14 protein-coding genes are annotated in these 15,565 nt (G+C 68.7%); 12 read left to right on the top strand and 2 right to left on the bottom strand.

Annotation, left to right across the window (positions count from 1 at the left end; all coding sequences use genetic code 11):
• The 6 genes from der to QN206_11925 all read left to right on the top strand — a co-directional run bounded on the left by der (position 1) and on the right by QN206_11925 (position 4,413).
• Complete coding sequence (der, locus tag QN206_11950; GenBank protein ID MDR7615517.1) at positions 1 to 1,317, top strand: ribosome biogenesis GTPase Der; 1,317 nt, start codon at positions 1 to 3, stop codon at positions 1,315 to 1,317.
• Between the two features lie 33 nt (positions 1,318 to 1,350).
• Complete coding sequence (plsY, locus tag QN206_11945; GenBank protein MDR7615516.1) at positions 1,351 to 1,941, top strand: glycerol-3-phosphate 1-O-acyltransferase PlsY; 591 nt, start codon at positions 1,351 to 1,353, stop codon at positions 1,939 to 1,941.
• 10 nt (positions 1,942 to 1,951) lie between these two features.
• Positions 1,952 to 2,344 (top strand): RidA family protein, encoded by a 393-nt coding sequence (locus QN206_11940; protein MDR7615515.1) that lies wholly within the window; start codon positions 1,952 to 1,954, stop codon positions 2,342 to 2,344.
• Between the two features lie 122 nt (positions 2,345 to 2,466).
• Positions 2,467 to 2,682, top strand: coding sequence for a MoaD/ThiS family protein (locus QN206_11935; protein ID MDR7615514.1), 216 nt, complete (start codon positions 2,467 to 2,469; stop codon positions 2,680 to 2,682).
• Positions 2,672 to 3,607: a TIGR00269 family protein gene (locus QN206_11930; protein MDR7615513.1), complete on the top strand. Its 936-nt coding sequence runs from the start codon at positions 2,672 to 2,674 to the stop codon at positions 3,605 to 3,607. Before QN206_11935 ends, QN206_11930 begins: the two co-directional genes overlap by 11 nt.
• A complete protein-coding gene (locus QN206_11925) occupies positions 3,607 to 4,413 on the top strand; it encodes a tRNA (adenine-N1)-methyltransferase (protein MDR7615512.1) in 807 nt (268 codons plus the stop codon). The genes QN206_11930 and QN206_11925 overlap by 1 nt, the downstream gene beginning before the upstream one ends.
• Before the next feature lie 21 nt (positions 4,414 to 4,434).
• Here the strand turns inward: QN206_11925 and QN206_11920 are convergent, their stop codons facing one another.
• On the bottom strand, positions 4,435 to 5,643 hold the full coding sequence (locus tag QN206_11920; GenBank protein ID MDR7615511.1) for a 4-hydroxybenzoate 3-monooxygenase: 1,209 nt from the start codon (positions 5,641 to 5,643) through the stop codon (positions 4,435 to 4,437).
• 178 nt (positions 5,644 to 5,821) lie between these two features.
• Between QN206_11920 and QN206_11915 the strand changes: the two genes are divergently transcribed.
• From QN206_11915 to QN206_11895, 5 genes are read left to right on the top strand one after another with little or no spacing between them, the layout of a single operon-like run.
• Entirely contained in the window at positions 5,822 to 6,655 is an 834-nt protein-coding gene (locus tag QN206_11915) for an ABC transporter ATP-binding protein (protein ID MDR7615510.1), read from the top strand.
• Positions 6,648 to 7,442: an ABC transporter permease gene (locus QN206_11910; GenBank protein ID MDR7615509.1), complete on the top strand. Its 795-nt coding sequence runs from the start codon at positions 6,648 to 6,650 to the stop codon at positions 7,440 to 7,442. The genes QN206_11915 and QN206_11910 overlap by 8 nt, the downstream gene beginning before the upstream one ends.
• Positions 7,439 to 8,236: an ABC transporter permease gene (locus QN206_11905; protein ID MDR7615508.1), complete on the top strand. Its 798-nt coding sequence runs from the start codon at positions 7,439 to 7,441 to the stop codon at positions 8,234 to 8,236. The genes QN206_11910 and QN206_11905 overlap by 4 nt, the downstream gene beginning before the upstream one ends.
• Positions 8,237 to 8,260: 24 nt before the next feature.
• The gene (locus QN206_11900; GenBank protein ID MDR7615507.1) at positions 8,261 to 9,262 is read left to right on the top strand and encodes an ABC transporter substrate-binding protein; all 1,002 of its coding nucleotides are present in this window, start codon (positions 8,261 to 8,263) and stop codon (positions 9,260 to 9,262) included.
• Positions 9,263 to 9,265: 3 nt separating this feature from the next.
• Positions 9,266 to 12,838 (top strand): indolepyruvate ferredoxin oxidoreductase family protein, encoded by a 3,573-nt coding sequence (locus tag QN206_11895; GenBank protein MDR7615506.1) that lies wholly within the window; start codon positions 9,266 to 9,268, stop codon positions 12,836 to 12,838.
• On the opposite strand, the gene QN206_11890 is transcribed toward QN206_11895, so the two are convergent.
• Positions 12,835 to 14,247 carry an aminomethyl transferase family protein gene (locus QN206_11890; GenBank protein MDR7615505.1) on the bottom strand — a complete coding sequence of 471 codons (1,413 nt, stop codon included), beginning with the start codon at positions 14,245 to 14,247 and terminating at the stop codon, positions 12,835 to 12,837. The genes QN206_11895 and QN206_11890 overlap by 4 nt on opposite strands.
• A 243-nt stretch (positions 14,248 to 14,490) precedes the next feature.
• Here QN206_11890 and QN206_11885 point away from each other — a divergent pair, with 243 nt between their 5' ends.
• On the top strand, positions 14,491 to 15,534 hold the full coding sequence (locus QN206_11885; GenBank protein ID MDR7615504.1) for an amidohydrolase family protein: 1,044 nt from the start codon (positions 14,491 to 14,493) through the stop codon (positions 15,532 to 15,534).
• Positions 15,535 to 15,565: the final 31 nt, after the last annotated feature.

Raw genomic sequence — 15,565 nt, 5'->3', positions numbered from 1 at the left:
ATGCATCGGGTTCCCGTGGTGGCCATCGTGGGCCGGCCCAACGTGGGGAAGTCCGCCCTCTTCAACCGCCTGGTGGGGAGACGCATCGCCATCGTGGAGGACATCCCGGGAGTCACCCGGGATCGCCTCTCCGCCCTCGTGGAGTGGGGGGGCCGGCGGTTTGAGGTGGTGGACACCGGAGGATGGGTGAGCGCTCCAGAGGACCGGATCGCGGAGCGGGTGCGCGCGGCCGCCCAGGCCGCGGCCCAGGAGGCGGATGTGGTGCTGTTCGTGGTGGACGGCCGGGCCGGGCTGGTCCCGGAGGATGCGCAGATCGCGCGATCCCTCCGCGGGGCCCAACGCCCCGTGATCCTCGTGGTGAACAAGGTGGATCAGCCCGACCGGGAAGATGTCCTCACCGCGGAGTTCCACGCCCTGGGATTCCCTGAGGTGGTGGGTGTTTCCGCCCTCCACGGGTACGGGATCGGGGAGCTCCTCGACCGGGTCGTGGCGCGCCTCCCGGAGGGCAGAGAGCACACACCCTTGGAGGAAGGGATTCCCGTGGCCTTCGTGGGGCGCCCCAACGTCGGCAAGTCCTCCCTGGTGAACGCCCTGGTGGGGATGGATCGGGTGCTGGTGGACGAAGCCCCCGGGACCACCCGGGACGCGGTGGACGTGGTGCTGCGGACGGACGGCCGCACCTTCGTGCTCGTGGACACCGCGGGCCTGCGCCGTCGGGCCCGCATCCGGGACGTTCTCGAGTTCTACGGCACCACCCGTACCCGTCGAGCCCTGGAGCGGGCGCACGTGGCGGTGCTGGTGCTGGACGCCACGGAAGGTCCTGTGGATCAGGACCAGCGGATCGCACAGGAGGTGGTGGAAGCGGGGCGGGCCCTGGTGGTGGCGGTGAACAAGTGGGATCTCGTTCCCCCGGAGAACGCCACGAACCTCGCGCGGCAGGTACACGAGGCCCTCCGACACGTGCATTTCGCGCCCGTGGTGTTCACCTCCGCGAAGACGGGGAGGAACGTGCGCCGGATCCTGGATCTGGTCGTCCGGGCGGATGCCAGCCACGCCCTCCGCATCCCCACGGGCCCTCTCAACCGGGCCATCGCGCGGGCGGTGCGGGAGGCCCACCCACCCACGGATGCCTCCGGCCGTCCCCTCAAGATCTACTACGCCACCCAAGTAGCGGTCCGGCCGCCCACCCTCGTCCTCTTCGTGAACGACCCCGGACTCGGCGATGAGCCCTACCTCCGATACCTGGAAGGCCGCCTGCGGGCTTCCTTTGACCTGGTGGGTACGCCTCTCCGGATCCACCTGCGTTCCCGCAGGTAAGCGGCCGCCCTCTGACGAATTCCCTCCACCGTCATGGGGATCCTGATGGTGGTGTTGAGCTACTTCCTGGGGGCGGTGCCCACGGGACTCCTCCTGGTTCGGTGGCTCGTGGGGGTGAATCTCCGGGAGTACGGGAGCGGGCAGCTCGGCCCCACGAACGTCTACCGGATCGCCGGGCCCTACGGGGGCGCGGTCGTCTTTCTCGCAGACCTCCTCAAGGGAGCCCTGCCGGTGATCGCCGCGCAGCGGCTGGGGCTTGCTCCCGGTTGGGCGGTGGCGGCGGGCCTGGCTGCCATGGCGGGCCACAGCTGGTCCGTCTTCCTGCGGTTCGGGGGCGGGCGGGGAGTCGTCACGAGCTTCGGGGTGCTCCTCGCCCTCTCGCCATGGGCCGCGGGGGTGGCCGGCATCGTGTGGGGCATCGTGGCGGCGCTTACCCGGATGGTCACCGTGGCCTCCGTGCTCGCCCTCCTTTCCGTCCCCTTCACCATGCTGGTCCTCCGGGAGCCCTGGGAGTACGTGGGGTTCGGGGTACTCGCCGCGGCCCTGGGGGTGTACCGGCACCGTCTGCCCCTCCGGCGGCTGTTGGAAGACGGCGGAGTCCAGACTCCGGGTCAGACCCGGTAGGAGGATAGGGATGGCGCGCCGCAGGGTTCCCGCAAACCGGCCCTGGGAGGCCGTGGTGGGATACTCCCGGGCGGTGCGGGTGGGCTCCCTCATCGAGGTGAGCGGCACCGCCCCTGCGGACGAGCGGGGCAACATCCTGGGCGGGGAGGACTACTACGCCCAGACCAGGGCCGCCCTGGAGATCATCGGGCAGGCCCTGCGGGCACTCGGGGCTTCCCTCGAGCACGTGGTACGCACCCGGATCTATCTCCGTGACCCCTCCCGGTGGGAGGAGGCCGGCCGGGCCCACGGGGAGGTGTTCGGGGAAATCCGGCCGGCCACCACCATCGTCGGAGCCAGCGGATTCGTGGATCCCCGCATCCTGGTGGAGATCGAGGCCACGGCGGTGGTGGAGGATCCGTAAACATGCATCTCGACGCCACGTCCGCGGGGTCGGGCGGGGAATCCGGATCCGGGTCGTGCCGTAACCTTGTCCCGGGACGCCCACGGTTGAGCGGGGGTGCGACCTCCGGGTAAGATGGCCTCGTGAAGATCCGGATTCGCCACCAGCGTCGGGAAGTGGAACTCCACGGGCCGCGGCGTGTCCGGGAGGTGCTGGATCAACTGGGCCTCAACCCGGAGACCGTGCTTGTGATCCGGAAAACCGAGCTGCTGACCCTGGATGCGCCCGTGGCGGAGGAGGACGAGCTGGAGATCCGGCCCGTGGTTTCCGGAGGCGGACGTGCGGTGCGTGAAGTGTAGAAGCACCGCCGCGGTGGAGGTGCGGCGGCACAACGCGGCTTACTGCGGCCCGCACTTTCTGGAGTGGTTCGAGCACCAGGTCCAGCGGGCCATTGACCGGGAGCGGATGTTCACCCGATCCGACCGGGTCCTCGTGGCGGTTTCCGGGGGGAAGGACAGCCTGGTCCTCTGGGACGTGTTGCTGCGCCTGGGGTACCGGGCGACGGGCCTGCACCTGAACCTGGGGATCGGGGAATACTCGCGGCTTTCCCAGGAGAAGTGCGAGAACTTCGCCCGGGAACGCGGGGCGGAGCTCCTGGTGGTGGATCTCCCCGCGACCTACGGGGCAGGGGTGGAGGACCTGGCCCGGCTCACGGGACGGGTGGCCTGCTCCGCCTGCGGCCTCAGCAAGCGGTATCTGTTCAACCAGGTGGCCCTGGAGCATGGGTTCGACGTGGTGGCCACCGCCCACAATCTGGACGACGAGGCCGCGGTTCTGCTCGGGAACCTCATCTCCGGCAACGTGGAGGCCCTGGTGCGCCAGACCCCGGTGCTGGAGCGCACCCATCCGGCCCTGGTGAGGAAGGTGAAGCCGCTCTATCGGATCGCGGAGCGCGAGACCGCGGCCTACGCGGTGCTGCGGGGAATCGACTACATCCTCGACGAGTGTCCCAACAGTGTGGGGGCCCGCACGCTCCTGCTCAAGGAAGCCCTCAACCTTCTGGAGCGCGGCGCACCCGGTACCAAGCAGAGCCTGTACTGGAACTTCCTCGAGAAGCTGCGGCCGTTGCTGCAGTCCCACCAGCCTCCCGCAGAGGTGCACAGCTGCCTGCGCTGCGGTCAGCCCACCACCACGGAGGTCTGCGCCTTCTGCCGGATGACGGAGCGGGCCGCGGCCCGGCTCCGGATCCGGACCTTGGACGCCCCGCGTCCCGTGGCCCCTTGATGCGCACGGGTCCGCTGGAGGCCGGGGAGCTCGTCCTCCTCATCGACCGCCACGGCCGTCGCTACCTCACCACCCTCCAGGCGGGCCGGGTCCAGGACCTCCGGGGCAAGATCGCCCACGACGAGCTCATCGGGCAGGAAGAGGGGGTGGTGGTGCGCAACAGCCGGGGAGAGGACTTCATGGCCGTGCGCCCCACCCTCGCGGACTACGTGCTCCTCATGCCCCGGGTCGCCACCCCCGTCTACCCCAAGGATCTCGGTCAGATCCTCATCGCCGCGGACATCTTTCCGGGGGCCCGGGTGGTGGAGGCGGGAACCGGAACGGGGGCCCTCACCATGGCCCTCCTGCGGGCGGTGGGTCCCGCGGGCCGGGTCTACACCTATGAGGTGCGGGAGGAGTTCCAGCGCCATGCCCTCCGCCGCATCGAGGCTTACCTGGGGCCTCAGGATCACCTGGTGGCCCGGGTGCACGACATCTATGAGGGCATTCCGGATGCCCCCGTGGATCGGGTGGTGCTGGACCTGCCGGAGCCCTGGCGGGTGGTACCGCACGCGGCGGAGGCCATGCCGCCAGGCGGCATCTTCCTCTCCTACGTCCCCACGGTCCTCCAGGCCCACCAGACCGAGGAAGCCCTGCGGGCCTCGGGTGCCTTCGCCCTCATCGAGACCACGGAGACCCTGGTGCGGCCGTGGAACCTCCGGGGACAGAGCGTGCGGCCCGCCCACCGCATGGTGGCCCATACAGGCTTTGTGACCGTGGCCCGTCGGGTGAGGGGAGGCCGGCGGACGCCGTTCCCCCCGGGTTGAGGAGGGGTTCCGGCGGACCTCTCAGAGGGAGGTTGCCGTCCGGGCGTACTCCACGTATCGCCCGCTCGTGTGACGGCCGACGTAGTTCTCCGCCAGGAACCGGAGCAGGTGCGGGCTCTCCAGGACGTGGCGGAGGTAAGCCACCCGCAGCCCTTCATCGAAGGGGTTTGAGGAGCGGTGGAGGAGGGTGGTCATCCAGTAGGAGAAAAACTCCCCCTGCCACACGTGGCGGAGACAGGTGTCCGTGTACCGCGCGAGGCCGGTTTCGTCCTTCTCCCGGTAGTACCGAAGGAATCCCTGATAGAGCACCATCACGTCCGCCACGGCCAGGTTCATGCCCTTCGCCCCCGTGGGCGGGACCACGTGGGCGGCGTCGCCCGCGAGGAAAAGGCGGCCGTACTGCATGGGCTCCACCACCAGGCTTCGATGCGGGGTGAGGCTCTTTTCCAGCAGGCGACCGGGCCGGAGAGGCCGCAGGCCGTCCAGCCGGCGCTCCATCTCCGCCCAGATCCGGTCCTCGGGCCAGGCCGCGAGATCCTCGTCCGGCCGGACCTGGAGGTAGTTCCGGGACAGGGTGGGACTGCGCATGCTGAAGAGGGCGAACCCCCGGGGATGGCTGACATAGATCAGCTCCTCCGCGGCGGGTTCAGCCTCGGCCAGGATGCCCAGCCATCCGAAGGGGTACACCTTCTCGTGGACCTGCGCCCCCCGGATGTACGCACGGGCCATGCTGTGGGACCCATCCGCGCCCACCACGAACTCCGCGGCCAGCCGCCGGAGGTGTCCATCCGGGAGCCGGTACACCACCTCCGGCCTCTCCTCCACGTGCTCGAGGCCCACCGCCTCGGCCTCGAAGAGGATCCGACCCCCCGCCCGGAGGTGCGTGGCGATCATGTCCCGCACCTCGTACTGCTGGCCGTACACCCAGATCCGCCATCCGCCCGCGAGTTCCGGGAAGTCCACCCGGTGCAGCTTGCCCTCGAAGGCGATGTAGATCCCCCGGTGCTCAAGCCCTTCCCGGAGGAGTCGATCCCCCAGGCCCACCCCCACCAGGATCTCCTTCGTCCCCCACTCCAGCACCCCGGCCCGGATGCGGTGGGGACTCGTCTCCAGGTACTCCCGGCTCTTCGCCTCGAGCACCACCGTCTCGATCTCCGCCCTGTGGAGGAGGTGCGCGAGCAGCAGCCCTGCGGGGCCCGCGCCGATGATGGCCACCTGGGTTCGCTCCATCCGGGTCACCTCTCCATGTACCCCATCGGGCCCATTGTACCGCGGGCGCTCCCGGCGGTCTCCGGGAAATGCGGGCAGGAACCCCGCGGGAGGGGATCGAAGCATCCCGTGGACAGGCGGAAGGGCCACGCCTTGCTCCGATCGCGGGCGGGGTGGTACCTAAGGAAGGCGGTGGGAGATGCAGGAAACCCTGCGGGTACCCCGGCCGGAGGAGGGGTTGACTCCGGCACCTCCGAAGGTGGTGGTGCGGAACCTCCAGGTGACCTACCTGGCGGGACGCCGCCAGGTCACCGCCCTCCAGGACTTCTCCCTGGAGGTCCGGGCGGGGGAGTTCTGCTGCATCGTAGGACCCAGCGGGTGCGGGAAGTCCACCTTCCTGCGGGTCCTTGCGGGACTCGTGCCCTACCAGGCGGGGCAGGTGGAGATCCGGAGGGAGGACACGGCCCGTCCCCTCACGGCCATGGTCTTCCAGGAGCATGCCCTGCTGCCGTGGCGCACGGTCCTCGACAACGTGGCCTTCGGCCCGGAGAACCGGGGCATCCCCAGGGTGGAGCGGTACCGACACGCCCGGGAGATCCTCACCAAGATGGGACTCAGCGGGTTCGAGCATGCCTACCCGCACCAGCTCTCCGGGGGCATGAAGCAGCGGGTGGGGATCGCCCGGGCTCTGGCGAACGATCCCGAGGTCCTCCTCATGGACGAACCGTTCGCGGCCCTGGACGCCCAGACCCGGAACCTCATGCAGGAGGAGCTGCTCCGGGTGTGGGCCCAGTTCAGCAAGACCGTGATCTACGTGACCCATGCCATTGACGAGGCGGTGCTGCTCGGGGACCGGGTGGTGGTGATGACGGCCCGTCCCGGCCGCGTGAAGGCCGTGGTCCCCGTCCGCCTGGAACGGCCGAGGACGTTGGAGCAGAAGGGCTCGGCCCAGTTCGCGGAGCTTTACAACGAGATCTGGCACCTGCTGCGGGAGGAGGTGGATGCCGCTCTCCGGGAGGCCGCGTATGGCTGAACGGGGTGCGCGGCGGGGGCTGCGGGACGGGGGACTCCTGCTCTCCCTGCTCTCCGTGGTGGCTCTCCTCGGCCTGTGGGAGGGAGCGGCCCGGGCGGGGTGGATCCACGAGGCGTTCTTCCCCCGGCCCACCGTGGTGGGGGCCCAGTTCACCGCCCTGGTTCGGGAGGGGGTCATCGGCCAGCACCTCTCCGTCACCTTGCGCCGGCTCTTCTGGAGCTTCCTGGTGGCGGCCCTCCCGGGCGTGGCCTTGGGCCTGGTGCTGGGGGTGTGGCGGACGGCCCGGGAGGTGGTGGATCCCCTCGTGGCCTTCGTCTATCCCATTCCCAGCGTGCTGTTCTTGCCGCTCGCGGCCATCGTGCTGGGGCGGGGAGAGGCCGCCCGGGTGGCCACGGCCGCGGTGACCTCCTTTCTGCTGGTGGTGATCAACACCACCGCGGGGGTACGGCAGCTGGATCGGAGTCTCCTGGAGGCCGCCACGCACTACGGTGCCGTGGGCTGGCGCCTGTTCATGAAGGTGCTCCTGCCGGGATCCCTTCCCTGGATCTTCACGGGGCTCCGGCTGGCGTTGGGACTCACCCTCATCGTGGTGATCGCGGTGGAGATGGTGGGGGCGGAGGCGGGCTTGGGAGCCTGGCTGTGGCTCAGCTGGCAGACCCTGCGGGTGCGGGATATGTACGCGGGGTTGCTGGTGATCGCGGCCCTGGGGCTGGCGGTGACCTACGGGCTCGAGGCAGTCCGGCAGAGGCTGGTGCCGTGGCAGCGGGGTCTGGAGAGAGGGCTGTGAGCGGATGGGCGGCCGCGGCCCGGGGAGGGCTGCTTCCCCGGGAACTGCGGGCCACGGTCGGGGTGGTGGCCGCGGCGCTGCTGTGGGAGGGGCTTTCCCGGGGCGGCCTGCTGAACCCCGCGTACTTTCCCCCCACCTCCCGGATCCTGCAGGTACTGTGGCAGGACTTCCGGGGCGGGGATCTTGCCCTCCATACCCTCGCCACCCTGGGGAGGCTGGGAAGTGCCTTCCTGCTGGCCTCGCTCCCGGGTCTGGGGATCGGGATCCTGATGGGCCTGTTCACCGCCGCGCGTCGGGCCCTGGATCCCTACGTGATGTTCCTCTATCCCCTTCCGAAGGTCGCCCTGCTTCCCCTCTTCCTCATCCTCCTCGGGGTGGGAGATCCCGCCTTCGTGGTGACGGCCTCCCTCACCGCCTTCTTCCAGATCGTGGTGAACACCATGGACGCGGTGCGGCACGTGGACCCCCTCCTGGTGGAGGTGGGGCGGAACTACGGGGCCCGGGGATTTGGCCTGTTCTGGAAGGTGATCCTGCCCGCGGCCCTCCCCGGGATCCTCACGGGGCTGCGGCTGGGCCTGGGATTAAGCCTGGTGACCCTGATCGCGGTGGAGTTCGCCATCGCGAAATCCGGGCTCGGCCACCTGGTGTGGCGGAGTTGGCAGATGCTGGCCACCCCGCAGATGTTCGCGGCCCTCGTGGTGGTGGGAGGGATCGGCATCCTGCTCACCCGGGGGCTCAGGCGGGTGCAGGATCGGCTTCTGCGCTGGCAACCCACGGTGGACGTTTGGGCTTAAAACACAAGAGAAGGGGGGAGAAAAATGGGTCGTCGCGGGTGGATCTTCGGAAGCCTCGTGGTGGTGCTGGCCCTCGCGGTGGGGCTGGCCGCCGCGCCTGCCCAGCGGACGCGGATCCGGATCGGTTACATCCCCACGGACTCCATGGCCGCGGTTTTCATCGCGGCGGAACGGTATCTCCCGCAGGAGGGGTTTGAGGTGGAGCTGGTGCGGTTGCCCAGTGGGGCGGAGATCCTCTCTCAGGTGGCCATCGGGCAGCTGCAGGTGGGCGGCGGAGCCCTTGGCGCGGCCGCCTTCAACGCCATCCACGAAGGCCTCCCGGTGAAGTTCGTGGCCTCCCTGCACAACGGTTTCCTGGAGGACTACTTCACCGTGCGGAGAGCGGTGTGGGGGAGCGAGATCAACCGCATCGCGCAGCTCAAAGGCAAACCCGTGGCCATCAACGCCCGGGGCGTGGTCACGGAGTACCTGATGGATCGGGCGCTGCGGCTGGATGGGATCTCCATCGAGGACGTGGACCTGAAAACCATGCCGTTCCCCGACATGGTCCCGGCCCTGGAGACCGGCGCCATCTGGGCGGGGATCATCTCGGAGCCTTTCCCCACCATCGCGGAGGAGCGAGGCGTGGGCATCCGGCCACTCCGAAAGCCCCCGGGGGCCAAGCCCATCCCCTTCACCTTCATCTTCTGGAACGCCACCTGGGCGGAGCGGAACCGCCAACTCGCGCAGCGGTTCATGGTGGCGTATCTCCGGGCCGGGCGGGACCTTGCACTCGACAACGGGTGGCGGCGCGAGGACAACATGCAGCTGATGGCCAAGTACACCGGGGCCTCCCTGGAGATCATCCGGAAGGCCCGGCCGCATCACCTGGACCCCAACCTGGCGGTGGACGTCCGACAGCTCGAGGACCAGCAGCGGTTCTATATGCGCCGGGGCCTGCTGCGGTACCGGGAGCCCATCCCCATCGAGCGGGTGTTTGACTTCACGTACCTGCGGCAGGCCATCCGGGAGCTGGGGAGGAAGTAGGGCATGGCCCGGTCCCTGGAGGAACTGCGCCTGGAGGACCGCTACACCCTGGAGGAAGGGGAGGTGTACCTCACGGGGATTCAGGCGCTGGTACGCCTGCCCCTGGACCAGGTCCGGCGAGATCGTCGGGCGGGGCTGCGCACGGGGGTGTTCATCAGCGGGTACCCGGGCTCGCCGCTCGGCGTTTACGATGTGGCCCTGCAGCGGGTCCGGAACCTCCTGGAGGCCCACCACGTGGTGCACCGGCCTGCCCCGAACGAGGAGTCCGCGGCCACGGCTCTCATGGGGACCCAGATGCTGGATTCCTATCCCCACTCCCGTTACGACGGGGTGGTGGGGATCTGGTATGGGAAGGGGCCCGGCGTGGACCGGAGCGGCGACGCCCTCAAGCACGGGAACTTCGCGGGCACGAGCCGGTACGGGGCCGTGGTGGTGCTGGCCGGGGAAGACCACGAGGGCAAGTCCAGCACCATGCCCTTCCAGGACGACTACGCCTTCCTCACCCACGGCATCCCCGTGATCTATCCCGCCTCCGTGGCGGAGTTTCTGGAACTGGGTCTCCACGCCATCGCCCTCTCCCGGTTCAGCGGGTGCTGGGTGGCCATGAAGCTGGTGGCGCCCCTGTGCGACGGGGGGGAGGTGGTCTGTGTCCACCCGGACCGGCCGGAGATCGTGATCCCGGAGCTGGAGATCGACGGCAAGCCCTTCCGGAAACGTACGGACTTCACGTTCTTTCCCGGCACCAACGTGGAGACGGAGCGCCACCTCTATCGGGAGCGCCACGCGGCGGTACGGGCCTACGCGGCCGTCAACGGGCTCAACCGGATCGTGATCGACCCTCCTCGGGCGCGGGTGGGCATCGTCACCGCGGGGAAGAGTTACACGGACGTGCGTCAGGCCCTCGCGGATCTGGGCCTGGATGAGGAGACCCTGCGGGGGCTGGGCATCCGGCTGCTGAAGCTTGGCCTCATCTACCCTTTGGAGCTCCGGGTCCTCCGGGAATTCGCCCGGGATCTGGAAGAGGTCATCGTGGTGGAGGAGAAGCGGGGGTTCGTTGAAGCACAGGTCAAGGAGGCCCTGCTGGACCTCGGACGTCCCATCAAGGTGGTGGGGAAGAACGACGAGCACGGAGCCCCCCTCTTTCCCCTTCAGGGAGCCATGGATGCGGACCTGGTGGCCGAGATTCTCGCCGAGCGTCTGAAGCCGTACCTGGGAGACCACCCGGGGGTCCGGGCGCGGACGGAGCGCCTCCGGGCCATCCGGGAGCGGCGGTACCCGCCCGCCCGATCGCGGATGCCCAACTACTGCTCCGGCTGTCCTCACAACACCTCCACCGTCCTGCTTCCGGGGCAGGTGGCGTGGGGAAGCCCCGGATGCCACTCCTTTGCCTCCATCATCGAGCAGCCGCACCGTCACATCGTGGCCATGACCCAGTACGGGGGGGAAGGGCTCCCGTGGTTGGGGTTGCAGCCGTTTGTGGACCAGCCCCACATGGTGCAAAACGTGGGGGACGGATCGCTATTTCACTCCAGCTATCCCAACATCCGGTTCAGTGCCAGCGTGGGTGCCAACATCACCTTCAAGATCCTCTACAACGGGTACATTGCGAATACGGGCGCGCAGCAGCCCGTGGGGCAGGTGGGGATCCCGGAGCTTACCCGGATGCTGGAGGCGGACGGGGTCCGGAGGATCGCGATTGTCACGAAGGACCCGAACCGCTACCGGAACGCGGGACTGGCCCGCAATGTGACGGTCTATCCCGCCCACGAACACGAGCGGGCCCTCCGGGATCTCCGGCAGGTTCAGGGCACCACCGTCTACATCTATGACGAGATGTGTGCGAACGAGCGCCGTCGGCAGCAGAAGCGGGGGAAACTCCCCCGGCCTGAGCGGTACGTGATGATCCACGAGCGGGTGTGCGAGGGATGCGGTGACTGTGGGCAGGTGAGCAACTGCATGTCCCTGCAGCGGGTGGAGACGGAGTTCGGGCCGAAGACCCAGGTCCACCTCTCCAGCTGCAACCAGGACTACTCCTGTCTACGGGGGGACTGCCCCTCCTTCGTGACCGTGGAAGCCCCGGGAGGGTTTGCCCGCCCCCACCCGCCCGTGCTGGGACCGGACGCGATCCCGGAGCCTCCGGGAAAGGTGCGCCCGGAGGGCCCCTACCACATCTACATGCCCGGAGTAGGCGGGACCGGGGTCCTCACCGTAAGCGCCATCCTGAGCTTCGCCGCGTGGCGGGATGGGCTGCGGGTACTCAGCTACGACCAGACGGGAGCCGCGCAGAAGTGGGGGGCGGTGATCAGCAGCCTCGTTCTTACACCCGGGGGGGGCCAGGCGTGGTCGAACAAGGTGGGTCTGGGGAAGGCGGACCTGTACCTGGTGTTGGACCTCATCGGCGGGGTGGCGCCTCAGAACCTGGACCGGTGCGACCCCCTGCGCTCCGTGGCCGTGGTGAACACCACGGTCCTCCCCACGGGCGAGATGATCCGGGACCCGTTCGCCACCGTGTCCCCCGAGGTGCTTGAGCGCACCATTGCCCAGTACACCCGGGCCTCGGAGAACGTGTACGTGGAGGGGCGGCGGGTGGCGGAGGCGTTGTTCGGCGACTACATGATGACGAATCTCCTCATGTTGGGCGTGGCGTACCAGGCGGGGCGGCTTCCCCTCCGGGCGGAGAGCATCGAGTGGGCCATCCGGCTCAACGGGGTGCAGGTGGAGGAGAACCTCCAGGCCTTCCGGTACGGCCGGCTCCTCGTGCACGCGCCCGAGCGCGTACGAGCGCTGGTGGAGCCTCCAAGCCTTCCGTACGAGGAGGAACAGATCCGGTTGGAACGGCGGCTGGGATGGACAGGGCGGAGGGCCTACCGGGCGCTCCTGGCACGGTGCCGGGATCTCGATGAGGAGTCGAGGCGGATGTTGGTCATCCGGGTGGGGGATCTCATGGAATACCAGGACGCCCGGTACGCCAGGCGGTACGTGGATTTCGTGCTCCGGGTGGCTGCCCGGGAGCGGCAGATCATGGGGCACACGGGCCCCCTCACCCACGCGGTGATCCGATCCCTCCACAAGCTCATGGCCTACAAGGACGAGTACGAGGTGGCCCGCCTGTACCTGCGGGAGGAGTTCTGGGAGCAGCTCCGCCGGGTCTTCCCGAGCGCCCGGAATATCCGGCTGCACCTGCACCCGCCCGTCCTTCGGGCCCTGGGCCTGAGGCGCAAGATCCAGGTGGGGACGTGGATCCTGCCCGTCTTCCGACTCCTTCGGGCCCTGCGGCGCCTGCGGGGGACGCCTCTCGACCCCTTCGGACACACCCGGGTGCGGCGGGAGGAACGGCGGCTCATCGGTTGGTACCGGGAAGTGGTCCAACGGGCGGTTCAGCACCTGCGGCCCGAGACGTACGCGCAGGTCCTGGAACTCCTGCAGCTCCCGGATCGGATCCGGGGGTACGAGCACGTGAAGCTGCGGAATGCGGAGGCGGTTCGCGCGCATGCCACAGAACTCCTCCGGCGGCTGGTGACGCCGGCAGAGAGGGTCCCCGTCTCTGCGGACAGGGAAGCGCGGGGCCTGTCCTAGCGGCGGGCGGCGGAGGGGTGCTCCCGGGCGAGGGGACTGATGGGCGCAGGAGCGACCGTGGCCCGGATCCGGACCTGCCGGTGGGGCTCCAGCCAGGGCCGGCTCTTTGCTCCCTCTTCAGGCTCCCCCCAGATCACGGTTACCCGCTTCCCGGGTTCCGCGAACTCGGCTGAGACCACGGCCAGGGAGAGGAGGGCCCGCTCGTTCCAGCTGTACGCCACATACGTGGAGATCCCCACCAGGCTCTCGTGCTCGTCGAGCACCGCGTCGTACTGCCAGACCGCGTACGTGGGGAGGGGAAGATCCAGATAGCGGGCGGGAAGTCCGGGTCGGAGGAAGCTGGTGAAGACCTCCGCCACGTCCTCTGCCTCCCACACGAGGGTGACCTTGCGGCGGCGGGGCTGAGAGGCCATGCGGGCCAAAGCTTCCCGGCCCACGAACTCGTGGTCCAGGTGGACGAGATGTCCGTAGCCGAGTTCCCAGGGGGTGAGATAGTAATCCTCGACGTTCGGAGAGTAGAAGCTTCCGCCCAGGGACCACGTGGCTTCCCCGCTGGTTACCGGGAGCCACTCCCGGAACGGCCGCAGCTCCTCGCCCGTGTAGATGGCGGGGAGCACGCGGGGGATCCATCCGAGGTCCACCCCCGTGGTGAAGTACGCGAGGGTCCCCACCTGTCGCAGGCCAAAGGCCTTTCCGGCTTCCAGGATGGCCTCCCGCACACTTGGCCCCTCCTCCCAGGGGCCGAAGAGCTCGAAGCCGGGGCCGCCGGCCATGGTGTGGCGCAGGGCCCAGACCGTGTGTCCCGCGATGCGGATGGGCGCGATCTGAAACGGCCGGAGATGGGGAAGCGGACCTCGGTTCAGATGCTCCATCAGCGCGGGCGCCCTGGGACCCTCCACCTGGTACCGGTAGACGGTGCGCCTGCCGGTGGGGTTCCGCGCGTAACTCTCATCCCGCTCCACCGTCACCTTCCAACTTCCCGTTTGCGCGTGGAACTCCACCCAGTGATGGGGCGCGGCTCCGCCCACGAGGACCACCTCCTCCGGACGGAGGCAGTACAGCACCCCATCCCCGATGACGTACCCACTCGGGGCGCAGGCCACGAAGTGGCGGGCCCGGCCGGGGCCGAAGGTGGTGAAGCGGTTCACGCCGAGAGCACAGAACAGGGGGATGGCATCCGGGCCCCGAACGTACGTCATGGTCATGTGGTAGGACTGGTCGTACAGGGCCACGGTCTCGCGCCAGGCCTGCTGCTCCTCCCTCCAATTGGTGAACTCCGGAGGGACGAGGTGCGGCGGGTGACGTCGGGCCAGCCATTGGCCTTTGGGATTGCTGTAGAGGTGGTCCACGATGCTCGGGACCGAATCCAAGAGTTCCTGAAGGGTCCGTGGGCCCCTCGCCTCCCCCATGTCGCAGGCCTCCCCGGGATGGTTGCGGTTCCTAGCATAACACGTGGCCCGGAAGAGTTCCAATTTGGTTGACACAAATGTTTACACCATGCTAGGGTTCTAGGCGGGTGAGGATGGGGCACGGATCTCCGCTGGTCTCCCGGCCATGGGCGCTGTCTCCTCCGCGGCCGGGGCTCCCGTACCTTTCGAGGATCACAGCTGGCTTTGGACGGTTCCGGAGAAATCCAAGGGATGGGGGGAAGCATGCGACTGGGTCGCTTCATCATTGACACCCACGTGCACGCGCAGCGGTTCGCCGCAGGCCCGCAGCTCGGGGGGAGCACGAGATACGAGAACCTCGCCTCCGTCATGCGGGGGATGGAGGCGTACGACAACTCCGCGCGGTTGCTGTACGACATGGAGCGGTACGGGGTGGACATGTGCGTGCTGCTGCCGGGGTTCGGGATGAGCAACGAGTTGAACGCGCAGCTCGTGGAGCGGCATCCGGACAAGTTCGTGGCGTGCTGCACGGCGGTGGAGACGGCGAAGGCGGCGTTGCGGGGGGAGATGGAGTGGAGTGCGGAGGCGGCGGCGCAGGAGCTGGATCGGCTTTTGAGCACGGGGAAGTTCGTGGGCATCGGGGAGGGGATCCCCTACGACCCCCGGCGGCGGACCTCCCTGAGCCTGACGGAGCGGCTGGACCAGATCCGGGTGATCCTGCAGGTGGCGCGCAAGCACCGGGTGCCGGCCCGGATCCACACGGGGGTGGTGCAGGGGTATCCGCTGACCCATCACATCTTTCCGGAGTCCCTCCAGGTGTTGTGGTTGACGGACATTGCGGCGGAGTTTCCGGATGTGCCGTTGATTCTGGACCATGGGGGGATGCAGGCGGGGTATTTGGAGCGGTGGGTGGAGGAGGCGCTGCACGTGGCGGGCAGCCACGACAATGTGTTTTTGGAGACGGGGCTGTGGTGGGCGGAGTTGTATGAGAAGGCGTTGGCGGATCCGAATGTAGGACCGGAGAAGTTGCTGTGGGGGACGGACTGGGGGGCGAGCATGCCGGTTTACTGGCGGCCGGGGCCGCCTCCGCGGAGTTTTGCGCAGCAGGTACGGAGGTGGGGGATTCCGCGGCATCAGGTGGATTTTTGGGGGTGGAGTTTTCGGCAGTTGTTGCGGTTGGACATCTCTCAGGACGACATGAATTTGATTTTGGGGGGGAATGCGGTGCGGGTGTTTCGGTTGGAGGATCGGGTGCCGCTGCGGCGGTTGTTCCGGCCGGTGGAGGGGCCGTGGCGGGAGGAGGGGTGAGGGATGGGGTTGCCGGTGCAGTTGCCGTGGT

The organism is Armatimonadota bacterium (assembly GCA_031460175.1).
GTDB lineage: Bacteria > Sysuimicrobiota > Sysuimicrobiia > Sysuimicrobiales > Sysuimicrobiaceae > Sysuimicrobium > Sysuimicrobium tengchongense.
The sequence above is the reverse complement of the archived record's forward strand: the minus strand, read 5'-3'. Positions and strand labels throughout refer to the sequence as shown.